Origin of the sequence: Flavobacterium sp. (assembly GCF_027490375.1) — a bacterium.
In the GTDB taxonomy this organism is placed as follows: domain Bacteria; phylum Bacteroidota; class Bacteroidia; order Flavobacteriales; family Flavobacteriaceae; genus Flavobacterium.
Map to the genome: position 1 here is coordinate 46479 of NZ_JAIXYH010000069.1, position 17278 is coordinate 63756.

Annotated in this window: 18 protein-coding genes; 6 read left to right on the forward strand and 12 right to left on the reverse strand. The window is 39.0% G+C overall.

Annotation, left to right across the window (positions count from 1 at the left end):
- Positions 1 to 110: 110 nt before the first annotated feature.
- The 5 genes from Q0064_RS09260 to Q0064_RS09280 all read left to right on the forward strand — a co-directional run bounded on the left by Q0064_RS09260 (position 111) and on the right by Q0064_RS09280 (position 4411).
- Positions 111 to 1505, forward strand: coding sequence for an FAD-linked oxidase C-terminal domain-containing protein (locus Q0064_RS09260; RefSeq protein WP_298147570.1), 1395 nt, complete (start codon positions 111 to 113; stop codon positions 1503 to 1505).
- Positions 1506 to 1599: 94 nt separating this feature from the next.
- Positions 1600 to 2874: an AAA family ATPase gene (locus Q0064_RS09265; protein ID WP_298147573.1), complete on the forward strand. Its 1275-nt coding sequence runs from the start codon at positions 1600 to 1602 to the stop codon at positions 2872 to 2874.
- 7 nt (positions 2875 to 2881) lie between these two features.
- Entirely contained in the window at positions 2882 to 3640 is a 759-nt protein-coding gene (locus Q0064_RS09270) for an HNH endonuclease (protein WP_298147577.1), read from the forward strand.
- Positions 3641 to 3699: 59 nt separating this feature from the next.
- Positions 3700 to 3807 (forward strand): FAD-linked oxidase C-terminal domain-containing protein, encoded by a 108-nt coding sequence (locus Q0064_RS09275; protein WP_298147580.1) that lies wholly within the window; start codon positions 3700 to 3702, stop codon positions 3805 to 3807.
- 127 nt (positions 3808 to 3934) lie between these two features.
- On the forward strand, positions 3935 to 4411 hold the full coding sequence (locus tag Q0064_RS09280) for an outer membrane beta-barrel protein (protein ID WP_298147583.1): 477 nt from the start codon (positions 3935 to 3937) through the stop codon (positions 4409 to 4411).
- 128 nt (positions 4412 to 4539) lie between these two features.
- Here Q0064_RS09280 and Q0064_RS09285 read toward each other — a convergent pair whose 3' ends face one another.
- From Q0064_RS09285 to Q0064_RS09310, 6 genes are all read right to left on the reverse strand, one after another.
- Positions 4540 to 4839 (reverse strand): type II toxin-antitoxin system RelE/ParE family toxin, encoded by a 300-nt coding sequence (locus Q0064_RS09285; protein ID WP_298147586.1) that lies wholly within the window; start codon positions 4837 to 4839, stop codon positions 4540 to 4542.
- Entirely contained in the window at positions 4827 to 5009 is a 183-nt protein-coding gene (locus Q0064_RS09290) for a hypothetical protein (RefSeq protein ID WP_298147589.1), read from the reverse strand. Before Q0064_RS09290 ends, Q0064_RS09285 begins: the two co-directional genes overlap by 13 nt.
- Positions 5010 to 5671: 662 nt before the next feature.
- A complete protein-coding gene (gene secA, locus Q0064_RS09295) occupies positions 5672 to 9019 on the reverse strand; it encodes a preprotein translocase subunit SecA (protein WP_298147592.1) in 3348 nt (1115 codons plus the stop codon).
- 96 nt (positions 9020 to 9115) lie between these two features.
- Positions 9116 to 9337: a DUF2795 domain-containing protein gene (locus Q0064_RS09300; protein ID WP_022828503.1), complete on the reverse strand. Its 222-nt coding sequence runs from the start codon at positions 9335 to 9337 to the stop codon at positions 9116 to 9118.
- A 132-nt stretch (positions 9338 to 9469) separates the two neighbouring features.
- Complete coding sequence (locus Q0064_RS09305; RefSeq protein ID WP_298147595.1) at positions 9470 to 10039, reverse strand: cob(I)yrinic acid a,c-diamide adenosyltransferase; 570 nt, start codon at positions 10037 to 10039, stop codon at positions 9470 to 9472.
- Positions 10040 to 10043: 4 nt separating this feature from the next.
- Positions 10044 to 10730 carry an ABC transporter ATP-binding protein gene (locus Q0064_RS09310; RefSeq protein WP_298147656.1) on the reverse strand — a complete coding sequence of 229 codons (687 nt, stop codon included), beginning with the start codon at positions 10728 to 10730 and terminating at the stop codon, positions 10044 to 10046.
- Between the two features lie 137 nt (positions 10731 to 10867).
- On the opposite strand from Q0064_RS09310, the gene Q0064_RS09315 reads away from it, so the two are divergent.
- Positions 10868 to 11542 (forward strand): hypothetical protein, encoded by a 675-nt coding sequence (locus Q0064_RS09315; RefSeq protein WP_298147597.1) that lies wholly within the window; start codon positions 10868 to 10870, stop codon positions 11540 to 11542.
- Between the two features lie 60 nt (positions 11543 to 11602).
- Here Q0064_RS09315 and Q0064_RS09320 read toward each other — a convergent pair whose 3' ends face one another.
- The 6 genes from Q0064_RS09320 to Q0064_RS09345 all read right to left on the reverse strand — a co-directional run bounded on the left by Q0064_RS09320 (position 11603) and on the right by Q0064_RS09345 (position 17193).
- Positions 11603 to 12391, reverse strand: coding sequence for a class I SAM-dependent methyltransferase (locus Q0064_RS09320; protein ID WP_298147598.1), 789 nt, complete (start codon positions 12389 to 12391; stop codon positions 11603 to 11605).
- Positions 12392 to 12675: 284 nt separating this feature from the next.
- Positions 12676 to 13341, reverse strand: coding sequence for a T9SS type A sorting domain-containing protein (locus Q0064_RS09325; protein WP_298147600.1), 666 nt, complete (start codon positions 13339 to 13341; stop codon positions 12676 to 12678).
- 99 nt (positions 13342 to 13440) lie between these two features.
- The gene (locus Q0064_RS09330; protein WP_298147602.1) at positions 13441 to 14151 is read right to left on the reverse strand and encodes a hypothetical protein; all 711 of its coding nucleotides are present in this window, start codon (positions 14149 to 14151) and stop codon (positions 13441 to 13443) included.
- Between the two features lie 103 nt (positions 14152 to 14254).
- Positions 14255 to 14839: a hypothetical protein gene (locus Q0064_RS09335; RefSeq protein WP_298147604.1), complete on the reverse strand. Its 585-nt coding sequence runs from the start codon at positions 14837 to 14839 to the stop codon at positions 14255 to 14257.
- A gap of 496 nt (positions 14840 to 15335) precedes the next feature.
- Positions 15336 to 16016, reverse strand: coding sequence for an Abi family protein (locus tag Q0064_RS09340; protein WP_298147607.1), 681 nt, complete (start codon positions 16014 to 16016; stop codon positions 15336 to 15338).
- A gap of 703 nt (positions 16017 to 16719) precedes the next feature.
- A complete protein-coding gene (locus Q0064_RS09345) occupies positions 16720 to 17193 on the reverse strand; it encodes a hypothetical protein (protein WP_298147609.1) in 474 nt (157 codons plus the stop codon).
- Positions 17194 to 17278 lie beyond the last annotated feature (85 nt).

A 17278-nucleotide genomic window follows, 5' to 3' on the forward strand; every position in this document is an offset into this window, starting at 1 on the left:
CGGGCCTTTCGCTATAATCTGTTTAGCGCCTTAAGCGGCAGCGCAAAACAGGATTTCCGCTTCAGTCCCTAACGCAAAATCCGTAACCGAAAAATCGTTTTCAAAAGAATATGCTTACCGATTCGTTTCTTTCCGAACTTCAAAATATTCCAAACCTCGACTGCTACCGCGATACAGAAACGCTGTTGCATTACGGCCACGACGAAACCGAAGACCTGTCGTTTCCACCACATATCGTGGTCAAACCAGCTACCGTTGAACAAGTGTCGGCCGTTTTAAAAATCGCAAACCAGCATCAAATTCCCGTTGTGACCATCGGCGGACGCACCGGCTTAAGCGGCGGAGCATTAGCTGTTCATGGCGGCATTGGTCTATCGATGGAACGTTTCAATCAAATTCACGAAATCGATTTGAAAAACTTGCAGGTAACCACCGGAACGGCTGTCGTTACCCAAACCCTGCGCGATGCGGTGGCGCAACACGGCTTGTTTTATCCGGTCGATCCGAGCAGTCAAGGCAGTTGTTTCATCGGTGGCAACATCGCCGAAAATGCCGGTGGAGCACGTGCGTTAAAATACGGCGTTACCAAAGATTACGTACTTAATTTACAAGCGGTTTTGGCCGACGGGACAATTATCGAAACCGGCGCAAATACGCTAAAGAACGCTACCGGCTACAACCTGACGCAATTGTTGGTAGGCAGCGAAGGAACTTTAGCAGTTATTACCCGAGCTACGCTAAAACTCTTGCCCTTGCCTACTCAAAACGTTTTAATGCTCGTGCCGTTTCGAAACGAAGCCGAAGCTTGCGAAGCTGTTTCAGCCGTTTTTCGAGCCGGATTTGTTCCGTCGGCGCTCGAATTTATGGAACGTGATGCCATCGACTGGGCACTGCAATTTATTGACAACCTGAATGTTGTAGTTGCGCCAGACGTAAATGCACATTTGTTGGTAGAACTCGATGGCAACAACCTCGACCAACTGCTCGAAGAAGCCGAAAAATTGTGCAGCGTTTTCGAAGCTTACGACATAGACGATATTCTTTTCGCCGATTCTACCGAACAGAAAAATCAACTTTGGAAAATGCGACGCAGCATAGCCGAAGCGGTTAAAGCCAATTCGGTCTACAAAGAAGAAGATACTGTCGTTCCGCGCTATGCCCTACCCGAGTTGTTGCAAGGCATTAAGCGCATTGGTGCGAAGTACGGTTTTAAATCGGTTTGTTACGGACACGCCGGCGATGGAAACTTGCATGTAAACATCATTCGTGGCGCGCTCAGTGAACAGCAGTGGCAGGAAGATATTCCAAAAGGCATTACCGAAATTTTTGAGCTAACAGTGGCGCTTGGTGGCACACTTTCGGGCGAGCACGGCATTGGTTACGTGCAAAAAAATTACATGCCGATAAAATTCCCGACGCATCACATCGATTTAATGCGTGGAATCAAAAACGTCTTTGATCCAAACGGGATTTTGAATCCAGGGAAGATTTTTCCGGATTATTAAAGAATAATCAGAAATAGCACCTTAAAGTATTTCATGATAAAATGGAGATTTTTGGTATCTTTGATTTAGACACTAAATTTTTTCTTACTTCATAATGAATATCAAGAAAATAACAATCCAGAACTTTAGAAATATTTCTGAGGAAAGAACTTTTTACCTAGACCCCTCATTTACTGTATTTATAGGTGTAAATGGTAAGGGTAAGTCAACTATTTTACATGCTCTACGGATAGCAAGTGGCGCATTTTTTTTAGCGATACCTGAGGTTAAATCTAGACATATCGCAAAAGACGAAATTCGAATCTTAGACCAAGGAAAATTCTTACTTCAGCAATTTCCAGTAAAAGTTGAAGCTGTTGGTCGTTTTACTGGAAATTCTGAAGAAATTACTTGGCGAAGAAAATGGCTGGAAGGAAAAAGCGCATCAACATATAACAGTACAGATGTGGGTGAAATAAAAAAAATTGCAGCTGACAGACATAATCTGATGGTTAAGCATCATACAGATAGAATTGATTTACCAATCATTGCATTCTTTGGAATTTCAAGAGCTGTTGGTGCAGGAAGAATGTCGAAAAAAAGTAAGATTCAACGACTAGGACGACAAATTTTTAAGGAAGGATATCAAGACTGGGAGGAAATGAAGGCAGTCAAATTTCATTATCATGAATGGCTACAAACTTACGACACCTTAGTTCGGCTTGGCAAAGAATATAATGGAACTAAGGAAGCATTCTTTTCAGCAATTAGAACAGCAAATCCCTTTATTACTGAAATTGAGTTTATAAATGGCGAGCTTTGGTTAAAAATTAAGATTGACGATGAAGAAACTGGATTTTTACCGATAAGCTCTCATAGCGACGGTATTCATTATTTCACAGCTATGGTTGCAGAAATTGCCTACAGATGCATCGCCTTAAACGGCTACAGAATGCAAAATGCAATTACCGATACAAATGGAATAATTTTAATTGACGAAATAGATTTACATTTACATCCAAGGTGGCAAAGACATGTAGTGCAGGATTTAAAAAAAGCTTTCCCAAGAATTCAATTTGTCGTAACAACACATTCTCCTTTCATAGTTCAATCGCTTAATTCAAATGAACTTTACAACCTTGACGATGAGTATTCTGACGTAAACCCTACAGATTTATCTATTGGAGAAATAGCGCAGAAAGTTATGGGGACATCAAGCACAATGTCTGTTGAAAATGCTAAAAATGAACAGCTATCACTAGAGTATCTGCAAACCATAAAGAGTAAGCCCGTCAACGCTACGGAAATTCTAAACAAAATTGAAATTGAAGTCTCAGATCCCGGTGTAAGGGCATTATTAAAATTAAAACGACTTGAAAGTAAATTATAATATTTGAATGCGTCCTATATTTAAAGGAAATACACCTCAGTTAAATGGAGTTGACAAAATAGTTACCGATTACAAAGATTGGAGAAGCGATCTTATTGAAAGAATAGGTAACTACTGCTGCTATTGTAATATGATTTTGAACGATAGTCCTCAAGTTGAACATGTTGTTCCTAAAAACCCTCAAACAGATCAACCCGCAGGGGATTTGTTAGCATGGGAAAACATGCTACTCGCGTGCGGACCATGTAATAGAGAAAAAGGAAATAAGCCACATACGTCAGAAACTCATTACATGCCTGATAAAAACAACACACATTTGGTTTTTGAATATTTTGTAGTTTCCATACTAACAAACCGTGAGCAAAAGGCAGGTTTAGTTAGAGCTTTTAGTACTTTAGGATTTGACCAGCTAAACAAAGCAAATAACACAATTAGTCTGCTGGGTTTAAATACTATAAAAGTTAATCCTCGGGCAACCGATCTAAGATGGAAATACAGAGCTGAAGCATGGTTTTCCGCTAACGAAGTTTGGCGGACAGCCTGGAATAACGGATTAATAAGTGTATCAGACTTTACACCTTTACTCTTAGATGCAGCTAAAAGTAAAGGATTCTTCTCAATTTGGTTTAAGGCTTTTGATGATGTACCGCAAATAAAAATAGCTTTGATAAATGGGTTTAAAGGAACTGATTCAAATTCTTTTGAAAACATTGAACCTTTTAACCCAAAGAATCGAAATCCAGAAAATGTAGTTGACACTATTTGATTAACATTATACTTTTCAGTAATGCATTGCATATCAAACCCTTAATAAGTAAAAAAAACATGCCCATAAAATTCCCGACGCATCACCTCGATTTAATGCGCGGCATCAAGAACGTCTTTGATCCAAACGGGATTTTGAATCCAGGGAAGATTTTTCCGGATGCATAACTGCCCAAAAGGGAATTGACTCCATTGATTCACTGCGCGATCACGCAGTGAAAAATACGTCATTTGTAGTATTTCAGAAGATTAGCTCACAAAATAGTTTTGACTCATAACTAATAAACATTTAATTATGAGAAAATTACTATTTGTATTGGCTGCTCTTGCCGGAACTTTCGCTACACAAGCGCAAGAAACAAAATTTGGTGTTAAAGCAGGTGTTGATTTAGCGTCTACAAAAGTGGATCTTGGTCCGTTAGGCGAAGTAACTGGTTCGGAAACTGGTTTTTATTTGGGAGGATTTGCAACACTTGGCATTTCCGAAAAATTTGCAGTACAACCCGAATTGATGTATGTATTAATCAAGGACTTTAATTTCTTAAGCGTACCGATTTTGGCGAAGTACGAGTTAGCGGATAGTTTCCATGTAATGGCTGGACCAAGTTTAAACTACTTCACCGAATTGGAAGAAGAGAAGTTTAAAATTAACGTTGACTTTGGTGCGTCGTACGACATTTCGGAGGAGTTCGACGTAAACGCGAAATATTCGCTGGGCACAGGAGATGTGGCTATCAGCGGTATTTTCATTGGTGCAGGCTACAAGTTTTAGTCTGCCGATTTTTTGTTTTAGTTGGAGCGCCGAACGGGTTTTTCGTTCGGCGTATTTTTTTGGTAAAATCAGTAAGATCATATCGTGAAATAAAGGGTAAACTGACTAAAAATCACTAATGTGTTCATTTACTTGATTTCACGTCTTGTCAAATCTCGTGAAGTATGATGAATGGTAAGGATATCTACTTTGTTTTTATCAATTATCTTATAAATTATTCTATAATTACCTTCTATTAATTCTCTGATTGCCAAGTTTTCCTTCTCAGCCACCTTTTTACCTATAAAAGGTTTAGACTTTAAAATTAAGGTTCGTGTTTTTAATTTGAGCGTTTGAAGTTGTGCATACTTTTTAGAATCTTTCGCAATATAATCGAAGATACCTTTTAAATCCTCAACGGCAGTCCTTGTCCAATTTATTTGAACCATTTTTCGAGCTCTTGGTCTAATTCGGTTTCTGTAATGGTATTACCGACTTCCGATTCTCTTTCAGCTCTTTCTATTTTATCAAGCAAAATAAGTCTGTCAATCAAATCTTCTATAGAGAACTGTTCTGGAAGTTTATCTAGTGTTACTGCAAGTTGCTTTTTAGTAATCATGAGAAAGTGATTTAAACAGAAAAAGGTTTTCCACCTTAAAAGTACAAACTTTCGAGTGATTTTAGGTGCGTTCTAAAAAAAGTGTTCTTCTTCGTCATCATAAATTCTGTTGCACAGTACGTTTAAGCTAAGTGGAAAGTGTAAAACTCGCCCAGAAAAAAAGTTAACGCTTTCTTGCTCTCTTTTGGCTAAAACAAACTTATGGTTTAACCGCCAAATTGGTCGCTAAATGGCTTTTTAACGTTCACGGGCTTAAAATCAAAAAAAGTGAATTCACATTTTAAATGGCTTTTAAGCTGAGAATTTGTAAGGCTTTCTATTGCTCTAAGATTTGCGAATTTTAAATCGTAATATCGCAATATTACCCATTATAAAAAAATGATTATCAATATTTTAATTAGATTAAACACATGCATACTTTTAAGAAATAAGGTTCGAAATAATATAACGCTTTATTCGCACAATTGCTGGTAACGATTGCCGCGCCAACGATTACCTGCGGTCAGTTCGGCTGGTAGCCTCGGGTGAGCCGATACCCCACAGGCGGTGTAGCGCAGCGGAACTCGCCGAGGAGTAAAGGCGAAAGCGTGCCCGGGCGCCCAAAAAAAATCTGCCTTTTACAGCAGATTTCTTTGATTTATAAAGCAATTTTTGCGTTTCTCTTACGCTAAAACCCATTCGCCGGATTGCAATAACGACTCGGCTTTTTTGTACTTCATGGTTTCGGTTTTCCCACTCAAAACGTGTTTAATGGTAACCGTATCGTTTCGATTGATTTTCGGCGTTTCCCGAACTATCGTTTCAGTTACTTGTTTGGGTTGGGTTTGAGCTGCTTCACGATTTTGAGCTGCCGCCTGATCGCTATTCGGAATTTCATCTTTCGAAGTTTGGTAATTTTCTTTTTGCTTTACTTCGCGAGCTTCCTGTATTTGCGGTGCATTCTGCTGCGGTAAATCGCCTTTAAACAAGAACGAAATCACGTCGCGATTCACGCCATTCAACATATTGCTAAACAACTTAAACGCTTCAAATTTGTAAATCAACAACGGATCTTTTTGTTCGTGAACGGCCAATTGCACCGATTGCTTCAACTCATCCATTTTACGTAAATGCTTTTTCCAAGCCTCATCGACTATCGCCAACGTGATGTTCTTTTCGAAATCGGTAATCAGCTGCTTGCCGCGCGATTCGTAAGCTTTCTTTAAATCGGTTACCACGTTGAGCGTTTTCACTCCGTCTGTAAACGGAACTACAATGCGCTCAAATTTGTTTCCTTCGTTTTCGAAAACGCCCGCAATGATTGGAAATGCTTGCTCGGCGCTGTTTGCTGTTTTCGATTCGTAAAAATCTAAAACCGACTTATAAACGGTATTCGTTAAATCGTTAGCCGATTGTTTGTTGAAATCCGATTCAATTACGGGCGATTCGATCGAGAAATAACGGAACAATTCGAATTCGAAATTCTTGAAATCGCCTGCCGCTTTCGCTTGATCTACCAACAATTCACACGTATCGTAAATCATGTTTGCGATATCTACTTTCAATCGCTCGCCTTCTAAAGCGTGACGTCGGCGTTTGTAAACCACTTCGCGTTGTGCGTTCATAACGTCGTCGTATTCCAACAAACGTTTACGTACACCAAAGTTGTTTTCTTCTACTTTTTTCTGAGCGCGTTCAATCGATTTGGTCATCATCGAATGCTGAATTACTTCGCCTTCTTTCAATCCCATACGATCCATGATTTTCGCGACACGATCCGAACCAAACAAACGCATCAAGTTATCTTCGAGCGATACGTAAAATTGCGAACTTCCGACATCTCCCTGACGACCTGCACGACCGCGCAACTGACGGTCGACACGTCTTGAATCGTGACGTTCGGTACCAATAATCGCTAAACCACCAGCGGCTTTTACCTCTGGAGTTAACTTAATGTCGGTACCACGACCAGCCATGTTTGTAGCAATAGTTACCACACCTGGCTTACCCGCTTCTTCCACAATTTGCGCCTCCTGCTTGTGCATTTTCGCGTTCAAAACATTGTGATTCACACCACGCATCTTTAACATTCGCGAAAGCAATTCGGAAATTTCCACGGAAGTGGTACCAATAAGTACCGGACGACCCGCTTCGGAAAGTTTCGTTACATCTTCGATTACGGCATTGAATTTCTCACGCACCGAACGATAAATCAAATCTTCGTGATCGATACGTGCAATCGGACGGTTGGTAGGAATTTCCACCACATCTAATTTATAGATTTCGAAAAGCTCGCCCGCTTCAGTAACGGCAGTACCTGTCATACCAGCCAGTTTACTGTACATACGGAAGTAGTTTTGCAAGGTAATGGTTGCAAAAGTTTGCGTAGCTGCTTCGATTTTTACGTTTTCCTTAGCTTCGATCGCTTGGTGTAAACCATCGCTGTAACGACGACCGTCCATGATACGACCGGTTTGCTCATCTACAATCAAAATTTTATTGTCGATGATCACATATTCTACATCTTTCTCAAATAAGGTGTAGGCTTTCAGTAACTGCGTTAAGGTGTGAATACGCTCACTTTTCTGCGCAAATTCGTTGAAAAGCTTTTCTTTAGCTTCAATTTCTGCTTCTTTAGGCAATTTTGCCTGTTCGATTTTCGCGATTTCTGTTCCCATATCAGGAAGTACAAAGAAATCCGAATCGGTATCGCCAGAAAGTGCTTTGATGCCGCTTTCGGTCAATTCAACCGAATTATTCTTCTCTTCAATCACAAAATACAAAGCTTCGTCAACTTTGTGCATTTCGCGATTGTTGTCTTGCATGTACTGATTTTCCGTTTTCTGCAAAAGTTGTTTTACGCCGTCTTCACTCAAAAACTTAATCAATGCCTTGTTTTTAGGCATGGCACGGTGTGCGCGAAGTAAGTTGAATCCTCCGTCTTTGGTGTTTCCTTCTTTGATGAGTTTTTTCGCTTCAGCTAAGAAACCGTTTGAAATTTGTCGTTGTAAGTTAACGAGTTGCTCCACTTTTGGTTTTAGCTCATTAAATTCGTGACGATCGCCTTGCGGAACCGGACCGGAAATGATCAAGGGTGTACGTGCATCGTCGATCAATACCGAGTCAACCTCATCGACAATGGCGTAATTGTGTTTGCGTTGCACGAGTTCGGCAGGTGTGTGCGCCATGTTGTCGCGTAGGTAGTCGAAACCAAATTCGTTGTTCGTTCCGTAGGTGATGTCGGCTTCGTACGCTTTACGTCTACCGTCGGAGTTCGGTTGGTGGTTATCGATACAATCTACAGTTAGTCCGTGGAATTCAAACAAAGGCGCTTTCCATGAGCTGTCACGCTTGGCTAGGTAGTCGTTTACGGTTACCAAGTGTACGCCTTTTCCAGGAAGTGCGTTAAGATAGAGCGGCAAGGTTGCCACCAACGTTTTACCTTCACCGGTTTGCATTTCGGCAACTTTACCTTCGTGCAAAGCAACACCGCCAATGAGCTGTACATCGTAATGAATCATGTCCCAAGTAATTTGTTTACCGGCTGCATTCCACGAATTGGCGTAAATGGCTTTATCTCCTTCGAGTGTGATATAAGGTTTCACGGCTGCCAACTCGCGATCTTTCGCAGTAGCAGTAACTTCAATCGACGTGTTTTCTTTGAATCGGCGTGCGGTTTCTTTCACCACAGCAAAAGCTTCGGGAAGAATGGTAAGCAATACTTTTTCGGTAGCTTCATAGGCTTCTTTCTCGAGACGATCGATTTCCAGATAGAGCGATTCTTTTTTATCGATATCCGAAACGGCCTCAATTTCTTGGAGCAGTTTAGAAATTTTTTCGTCTTGCGCTTTGCGTCCTTCCTTTATGGTTTCTTTAAAGGCAGCAGTTTTGGCGCGCAGTTCGTCGTTCGATAAAGCTTGTAAAGCTGGTTCGAATGTCTTTATTTTAGTGATGTAAGGCTGTATGGCTTTGATATCTTTTTGAGATTTGTCGCCAACGAACGCCTTGAGAATACTACTGATAAGACTCATATATTTGATTCTTTAGTTGCTGAAAAATTGTGTGCAAATTTATGCAAAAAAAAAGCCTCTACTTGAGAGACTTTTATGCTTTTGAGTGATTTCTTTTTAATACTCATCCTCGTTCCAAAGATAATCTTCGTCGGTCGGATAGTCAGGCCAAATTTCCTCCATTGATTCGTAGATTTCACCTTCATCTTCGATTGATTGAAGGTTTTCTACGACCTCTAGCGGAGCTCCGGCACGAATCGCATAGTCAATCAACTCGTCTTTTGTTGCCGGCCATGGAGCATCGCTCAAATAGGAAGCAAGTTCTAACGTCCAGTACATTTTGTTGTCTAATTAGGTTTATGCAAAAATATATTTTTTACTAAAATTTCAAAGTAAAAAACACTTTAATTTCAATTTGATAAGAACATAGTGTTTACGCGCTATTATCGAAATAATTTTAAGAAAAAATGATTATTTTCTCGGAATCCACTTCACTTCAACCGCGTTTAGCTCCTTGGTCAACATCCGTGCCAAAACAAAGAGGTAGTCGGATAAACGATTTAAATACATGATCGCCATCGGTTCTATCGGCTCTTCATGACCTAAATGTACTGCCAAACGTTCTGCTCTACGACAAACGCAACGTGCAATATGACAAAATGACACCGTTTGATGGCCGCCTGGCAATACAAAATGCGTCATCGGTTCCAGACTATCTTCCATACGGTCGATTTCCTTCTCGAGAAAATCGATGTCTGTTTGCAGTAATCCCAAATTCTGTAATCGACGCTCGCCGTTTTTCAAAAATTCTTTATCCTGTGGCGTAGCTAAAATAGCGCCCACCGTAAACAAACGATCTTGAATTTCGATAAGCGTTTGTTTGTGAATCTCTGAAATATCTTGATCGCGAATTAAACCAATGTACGAATTCAACTCATCAACGGTACCGTAGCTGTCAATTCGAATGTGGTCTTTTGGAACACGTGTACCGCCAAAAAGCGCTGTAGTTCCGCCATCGCCGGTTTTTGTATATACTTTCATCTTATTATTTCTGATTGTCTGATTCAATTAAACCATCGCGCAAACGAATCACGCGGTGTGCGTAAGCGGCAATGTCTTCTTCATGCGTTACCAAAATTACGGTATTTCCGTTTTGGTGAATGTCATCGAAAAGCTTCATGATTTCGACACTGGTTTTGGAATCTAAATTTCCAGTTGGTTCGTCGGCTAAGATAATCGACGGCTTGTTCACCAAAGCTCGAGCAATGGCTACACGTTGCCTCTGACCACCCGATAACTGGTTGGGTTGGTGATCCATCCGATCGCCGAGATTCACTTGTTCCAACACTTCTTTGGCTCGAGCGCTGCGTTCGGCTTTTCCGTAACCGGCGTAAATCATCGGAAGCGCTACATTATCCAATGCTGTAGTTCGCGGCAGCAAGTTAAAAGTTTGAAATACGAAACCAATTTCTTTATTGCGTATCTCCGCTAATTCGTCGTCGCGCATCTTGCTCACGTCTTGTCCGTTCAAAATATACGAACCCGAAGTTGGCGTATCCAGGCAACCCAATAAGTTCATCAAGGTCGATTTCCCGGAACCCGACGGACCCATTAGTGCCACATATTCACCTTGATTTATCGTTAAATCGATTCCTTTTAGAACACGAATCGTTTCCGCGCCCAGCGCAAAATCTCGTTTAATCGACTTGAGTTTAATTAATTCTTTCAAAATCTCTTTTTAGGGTAAGTAGCAAAATAGCATGAGTTGTTACAGTTTGTCTGCGTGCTAATTGCGTAACAGTTGTTTCGAATCGCATAAGGCTCGCTGTATCGCAGCAAGATACCTTTACTAAATAAAATAAACAAGTTATGAAAAAATTTATCGTAGGATTTTTGGCCGTGCTCGCCATCACTTTAGGAAGTTGCAAAAGCAATACCGAAAAAGAGGCTGAAATAGCCGTTAAAGAATATGAAGATTATGCCGATTCGATCTCGAAATTAAGTTTCGACAACATCAAAACGAACTGGAAAACCATCGAAAACGAATTTGCTGCCAAAGGAAGTCGCGTTGACAGCACTTTAATTACCCACGAAAATCGCGTTGAAGCTACCGACCGTATCAATGTTGCCAAATCGAAATACAATGAAATTCTGGCAGAAATCGAAGCCGATTTAGACGAAGCAGCAAACCCAACCGACGGCAATACAAATCGCAGTAAACTGCTTCGCGAAGCGTATTTCAAAAACGCTAACGTAGGCGAAAACCTCGATTTCTCTTGGGTAAACAAAGACAATATTTTGAGTGTTTACCAAAATTTTGTTGCTGAATTCGACAGAAATAAAAACACCTACAGCCGCGAAGACTTCGACAAAATAAAAATGATGTACGAAGCGCTAGACACCCAAAAAAATCAGGTGGAAAAAGAAGGATTATCTTCGGAAGACAACCGTAAAATTGCTGCTTTGAAATTTAAATTCGGACCAACTTTCAAGTGGGAACGTATGGGAGCTAAATCCGACGAAAATACCGACGCCAAAGAATAAGGTAGTACAACCACTACCCTGCTCTCGATTGTAAAATCGGTTTTTGAAAATACAGTTGACTTACATCAACGTATCGAAAAAGAAAGGCGGACGAATAACAAAATCTTCTTTGTTCGGCCGAGGCTCAAAAAATAAAATTCCCCAACGAAAGGTGTCAACAGACAAGCTTACGTTGGGGTTTTTGCGTACGTATTCCCAGGCGCGTTGCATGTGGGCGCTGTAGTAAATGTCGTCGAAAATCCAAACCGATTTGTGATGAACGGTCTGCAAGAGCGTATTGAAATACGAAATCGTGGGTTCGTATTGGTGATTCCCGTCAAAGAAAATTAAATCGAATTTTTGGTCGTTTATCGTGGGGAGAATCGCTTCGAAGGTACCGTTTGTAAACTGAATGCGATCCGAATAATCGGCAAGTAAATCTTTCGCTACGGCTTGGGTATTCGCGCAACCTTCGATGGTTTGAATACGCACATTTACTGCTGCCAAAGCTACCGTGGCTTTTCCGACAGAAGTTCCGATTTCCAAGGCATTTTCGATGTTAAAATAGCGCGCCAATCGGTACAACAGTTGCTGACGGTAAGGCGTAATTCCAGCAACGGCGGCCATATCGCACACTCGTCGCTGTTTCGGATGCATGGTTTTCGATTGTGCGCCGTAATCGGTTACGCGAATAAGTTGTTTGTTGGCAGCTAATTGGCGGTTGGCGTCGGCTAAGGTTTCGTATGCTTCGTACGGCGCGCGATCGTTCAAACAATTTTCAACAAACTGATACACAAAAGGCGAATGCACGCCATGCCGATTCTTTGATCGAAGTAAAAATTGCAGGTACGCTTTGATTTGAAAAATCATGTGGCGAAGGTACGGAAAGACCAAATTAAACGTATTTTAGGATAGTGCATTTTTATTTGGGCGGCAAACCGGCTGTTCGTTTCAAGTTTGCCCAGCCAGCGCAGCTCAAAACACCAAACGGCAAGAACTCTCGTTGTCGCTTTGCCGTTTGGGTTTTCGCGGCGCTTTCTTAGGCAAAGCTTTCCACTGCCATCCGTGCCGCGGCGTATCGTTAAAAAAAAAACGTAAAAAAGTTAGTTTACCATTTTAATAAACCGAATACGCAGGCGTAATCAACCATATATTTAGTTTATAATCAACTTTTTCGACGACAGTATCTTATTATTTTCCTTCAATCGTAAAACATAGATGCCTTTCGACAAAGACCGAATGTCTATGGCATGTTGTTCATTCGAATGCTGTAACCGCTGTGATTTAACAATTCTGCCTGCAAAATCTACGAATTCAATTACCGCGCTCTTTGTTATAGCTTTATAGTTGATATTCAAAAAGTCAGATGTGGGATTGGGATAAATTTCAAAAGCATTATTTTGATCGTAACTAACAGTATTCAAATTAACTGGGCCAGCAAGCGGAGCTGAAAACATTAGAGTTGCGGTGTCTTGAAAATTGATAAAATCGCAGGACTGGCTATCATAATTGTAGTAATAAACGTTTACAACAAGAGTGTAATTCATTATAGAGATATTGTCCATGGAAATGTCAAAACTCTGTGTATCACACCAACCAGCTGGAAAAACTCCCATATTGTAACAAACACTCAAAGTAATTGTATTTCCATTAAAAGTGACGTTGTGTGTATTGAACTCGTAAGAGTAACCATCAAAAGTATCTAAAACAACTTGAATTTGATTTGAAGATGCTGGAATAACAGTCACATTCGTAATATCTAGAGCGAATACAGAGCTGCTAAAAAGAAAAGATAGAATAGTTAATTTAAATGCTTTCATTTTTCTACTGTTTTTATTAGTGTTTTTGTTCTATGTAGCACTTCGGTGCTTCCTTAGGCAAAGCTTTCCACTGCCATCCGCGGCGTATCGTGCAATAAATCAGTTAACATATTCAACCGACTTTAAAACGGTAGTACTCCGTAAGCTTTTAACAATCGCAACACCACAAGTGGCATTGGAAAATAATTCATCGGGCATAATTTTAGCATCGAGATTTTTGTTCAACAGAACTAAGTTTTTATAGACATTTTTTACTGTGTTTATTACAAATACCCCTATTGTATCATTTTTATATTCAATTTTAAAAGAGTGTTCAGCTACGGTGCGGTTGTATGAAACGCGTGGATAATACAAATCATAGGTTCCCTTCTTGTAGTTAATCTCGATCCTATATTTAAAGTTCTCATACGAATCCTTAAAAACTTCCTTAAAGATCTCTCTTGTAACTTTATCTCCTCTAACTACCTGAAAAATCGTTTTGTCTTTTACTTTATCGTACTCGCCTATGTACGTCTGGTTTTCATGATACAAAATACTTTTGAGTTTATTTAAGTGTTCAGCACTTAAACGGGTGAGCGGTAGGTAATATTCGGAACTACCATCTAGCTTAGGCGATCTGGACCATTTCAGCGTCGGAAAATCTACCTTAAGCAAGGTCGTATCTGCATAAACACGCTGGTTTTCAATCCTATAATTTGATGTAGTCTCGTAAACAAATTTGATTTTCTTAAAATCGGCTGGCCTTTCTTGTATTTGAGCGTAAGCAACAACGTTAAGAAAGAAGAGTGTAATGGCGAGTTTTAGCTTCATGGGGCTGTGGGAATTTAGATAAGATGCGAATAACCTAGGCTAGTCAATTGAAATGCTTGTATTTAAGCCTTAAAAAGAGTGGTTTGTGGCTCGGCTAAGCCTGTTAGGAGCCGCTTTTGTCTTCAAATAATGATTTGAAAACTTCTGTTTTTCTCTTTTTGAACAAGTCTTCTAAACTGGCCTTTCTTTTATTTGTAAATATGATTCTTTTTTTTCGCTCGATTTTATCGTAGGTATATCCGTAAAATTGGCCGTCATTATTTTTCTCAAGATAGTCGAACTGGTATTTCTGATGAAAAAAAATGTTTCCTTTTGAACTTTTTGAAACGTACAAGAGCACAGTTTCATACTTCGAAAAATTAGGAATTCCGTAATGGTCGTAGGCAACAAAATCAATGGTATCAATTTTCGGATTATTAAAGACGTTTTTTATTATTACGTATTTGCAACGAGAACCTGAGTCCATTATAATCGACTTTTGGATTATCGTATCACCTGTTTTTGCATCATAAACTTTTTCACCAAGTTGTTCTGCCTCTGCATCAAAACTAACCACAGCTATTTTTTTTCCAACAAAAGCAAATAAATTCACGTTTTTATCTTCGTTATAGAAATCATCGCTTAGCTGCTTTTGGGTTGAACAGCCAAATAATGCAATTAGAGCAATGTAGTAAAAGTAGTTTCGCATAAATGAAAAAATTTAGGATGACAGTCGGCGAGTTTTATATAAAATTATAAAAGCGATAAGTTAATTCTGTTGTTTAAGGATGTTGACGTTACCATTCAGTCTTCGAATTTTCAAACTTATAAAAATAGTACTTTCTATAAATATACTAATTTATTTCTTTTATCTAAACTATCAAGACTTTGACGAACTGCTGTTTCAAAGCCAAGCAATCGGAAATCGATCGGGAAAAATATATTCCAACGCTTATAATTCTTTATCTTTTCAAGTATCTGACTTTCAGTAGACATACAATTACTTATTCGTGTTGAATTTGTCACAAATATGCGGTAAAAACGTGACAGAAATTCAATCAAAAAGCAGTGCGTAAATGAAGGGTTAGAAAAGTAGTTAGGTATGGTTTATGTACCTTTTATTTTGGTGAATTTGGCTAAGATTATTTGAGGTTTAGAACAGAGGCGTGAAAATGACCGCGGTTATTGCTGTTTGCTACATTCTGTTACAAGTTATCAATTTCATCACAAAGCACTTGTACATGATCTAAACCATACAACAATGCGCTTTCATTAATATTCATCCATTGAAAAAGTTGTAAAATTAAACTGTAATGTTGTCTTGCATACGTAGTATCTTTTATTGGCTGTCCTGGTAAAAAACAAATAGGCTCGTGATGTGCTAAACGGTTCCTTATATCATTAAGTTGAGCCAATTGATTAAAGATATAATTGTTATTGTATTGTATGCCTGGCGCTGACGTTGGTTTCGATGGAAAAACACGCAATAATATTCGACCTGTGGCATTAAATTGATTTTGAGCGAACATAAAACGCCAAAAGCCAAAGCCTAATTCTGCAACTAGTTTATAATGACTGTATGTACGTAATTTACTTACCGCTTCGTTAATAATGTCTTTCGTTACACGGCATTTTGGCGTATCAAATACTCCTCCTGGAATAGCAGCGGCTCTCAACCAATAATTACCGAATGCGGGCGAAACAGTAGCATCTATGGAATTTCTCAATGCAACCTCAAAACAGCTAATTACCGTAAAAAGCTCCTGAGTAAGTTGCAAATTTTTTCTATAAAGTGTCATCGCCTTACGAGTATTACCTCCACAAGCTAACAAATAGCGGTTCATTCGAGCATTTGTCATTACACTAGCAAAGTCGCTATATCTCATTGCATTACTCTTTTTTTGAATTTCGAAAAATTTACATTACTTTTGTTTCATCTTATTCCCATTAGTCCCTGAAGCAATTCAAACTATTGGGTTTCGTTTTTTATAAAGATTCCATTCACTGCTGTTTAAATGACCAGCGAATTATTGAATACTTCTTCGTATCACGAAATTACTTAGTGTTTTCACACTATCGAAATACAGCCTTGTAAACAAGCGGTTTTATTTTTACTAAGATATAAGTTTTTACTACACACAACTGCGCCGCTGCAGTCATGAAAGCAAAATTGCGCCGAAAAAAAACCGTTTTTTGTAACTAACGGCTGTATCTTTTGAACGGTTTTTTGTTTTCAGAATAATTAATGCAATAAGGAGCTAACATCGGTTTTGTGTTTGCGAGATCGGCTCATTGTTCTAGTAAGATACCAATGAAACAGTTGCTTATGCTATGTTTGATCAACAACCTGAATAGTGTTTTTTCGCCACTATTGCAGTCCTAAAACAAGAAACGAACATGGCTTATATCAAAAACTTCTTTTGAGAGCTTATAATCTTGTTGGCCAGCATTAAAAATTTTGAAGCGATGAATCAGAACTAAAAAATTCCTTTAAATTGGGTTGAAACAGGATACTTTTTTGTTATTATTTTGAAGAAGTAGTTTTTTAGTGAGGTTATGGGGCAGTTGCGGCTGTTAACCGTTCGGTTTTTATACTTTTCTCAATTCAATTTCAAGAATGCGATTACTCTCATTTCTAGTTGTGTTAATAATCACATACTTTTTTGAACCATAATTATTTTCGAACAATAAAAACAATTGTCCTTTTTCTTCAATAATTTGGTACTTGTAAAATGTTTTAGCAGTAGTTACATAACAGTTTGAAGGTTCTCTACAAAATTGACAGTCGTGAAAAGAAACCATTTTTTTTGGATAGAAATCCATCTCAATCGTTCTACATATATCTTTCTTATCTGGAGCAAATCTATTTGTGTAAAGAGTGATTTTTTCAGATCTGTAAAAAATGCTATCAGTATTGTCAGCAATTAGTTGTAGTTCACTAAACTCTTTGTTTTTATTAATCTGTATCAACTCTGATATGATTGATTTTAGCTCTCTTTTAGTTATTGGTTGACAAAAACATTCAAGAGAAATAAGAAAAAAAAGTATATAAAGATTCTTCATCGCGATTTTTTAAGCTTGCTGTTAACGTTGGGGGCTCGGCAATATGGGAATTTTGAAAAAAATAACTATCAACCAAGCTCCAAAT

What these genes read in the sequence shown, in the direction of transcription:
- secA (WP_298147592.1), bottom strand. Translation starts at nt 9,019, where the DNA reads ATGAGTCTTATCAGTAGTATTCTCAAGGCGTTCGTTGGCGACAAATCT.
- Q0064_RS09335 (WP_298147604.1), bottom strand. Translation starts at nt 14,839, where the DNA reads ATGCGAAACTACTTTTACTACATTGCTCTAATTGCATTATTTGGCTGT.
- Q0064_RS09330 (WP_298147602.1), bottom strand. Translation starts at nt 14,151, where the DNA reads ATGAAGCTAAAACTCGCCATTACACTCTTCTTTCTTAACGTTGTTGCT.
- Q0064_RS09305 (WP_298147595.1), bottom strand. Translation starts at nt 10,039, where the DNA reads ATGAAAGTATATACAAAAACCGGCGATGGCGGAACTACAGCGCTTTTT.
- Q0064_RS09285 (WP_298147586.1), bottom strand. Translation starts at nt 4,839, where the DNA reads ATGGTTCAAATAAATTGGACAAGGACTGCCGTTGAGGATTTAAAAGGT.
- Q0064_RS09265 (WP_298147573.1), top strand. Translation starts at nt 1,600, where the DNA reads ATGAATATCAAGAAAATAACAATCCAGAACTTTAGAAATATTTCTGAG.
- Q0064_RS09325 (WP_298147600.1), bottom strand. Translation starts at nt 13,341, where the DNA reads ATGAAAGCATTTAAATTAACTATTCTATCTTTTCTTTTTAGCAGCTCT.
- Q0064_RS09275 (WP_298147580.1), top strand. Translation starts at nt 3,700, where the DNA reads ATGCCCATAAAATTCCCGACGCATCACCTCGATTTAATGCGCGGCATC.
- Q0064_RS09290 (WP_298147589.1), bottom strand. Translation starts at nt 5,009, where the DNA reads ATGATTACTAAAAAGCAACTTGCAGTAACACTAGATAAACTTCCAGAA.
- Q0064_RS09345 (WP_298147609.1), bottom strand. Translation starts at nt 17,193, where the DNA reads ATGAAGAATCTTTATATACTTTTTTTTCTTATTTCTCTTGAATGTTTT.
- Q0064_RS09270 (WP_298147577.1), top strand. Translation starts at nt 2,882, where the DNA reads ATGCGTCCTATATTTAAAGGAAATACACCTCAGTTAAATGGAGTTGAC.
- Q0064_RS09300 (WP_022828503.1), bottom strand. Translation starts at nt 9,337, where the DNA reads ATGTACTGGACGTTAGAACTTGCTTCCTATTTGAGCGATGCTCCATGG.
- Q0064_RS09280 (WP_298147583.1), top strand. Translation starts at nt 3,935, where the DNA reads ATGAGAAAATTACTATTTGTATTGGCTGCTCTTGCCGGAACTTTCGCT.
- Q0064_RS09340 (WP_298147607.1), bottom strand. Translation starts at nt 16,016, where the DNA reads ATGAGATATAGCGACTTTGCTAGTGTAATGACAAATGCTCGAATGAAC.
- Q0064_RS09320 (WP_298147598.1), bottom strand. Translation starts at nt 12,391, where the DNA reads ATGATTTTTCAAATCAAAGCGTACCTGCAATTTTTACTTCGATCAAAG.
- Q0064_RS09260 (WP_298147570.1), top strand. Translation starts at nt 111, where the DNA reads ATGCTTACCGATTCGTTTCTTTCCGAACTTCAAAATATTCCAAACCTC.
- Q0064_RS09315 (WP_298147597.1), top strand. Translation starts at nt 10,868, where the DNA reads ATGAAAAAATTTATCGTAGGATTTTTGGCCGTGCTCGCCATCACTTTA.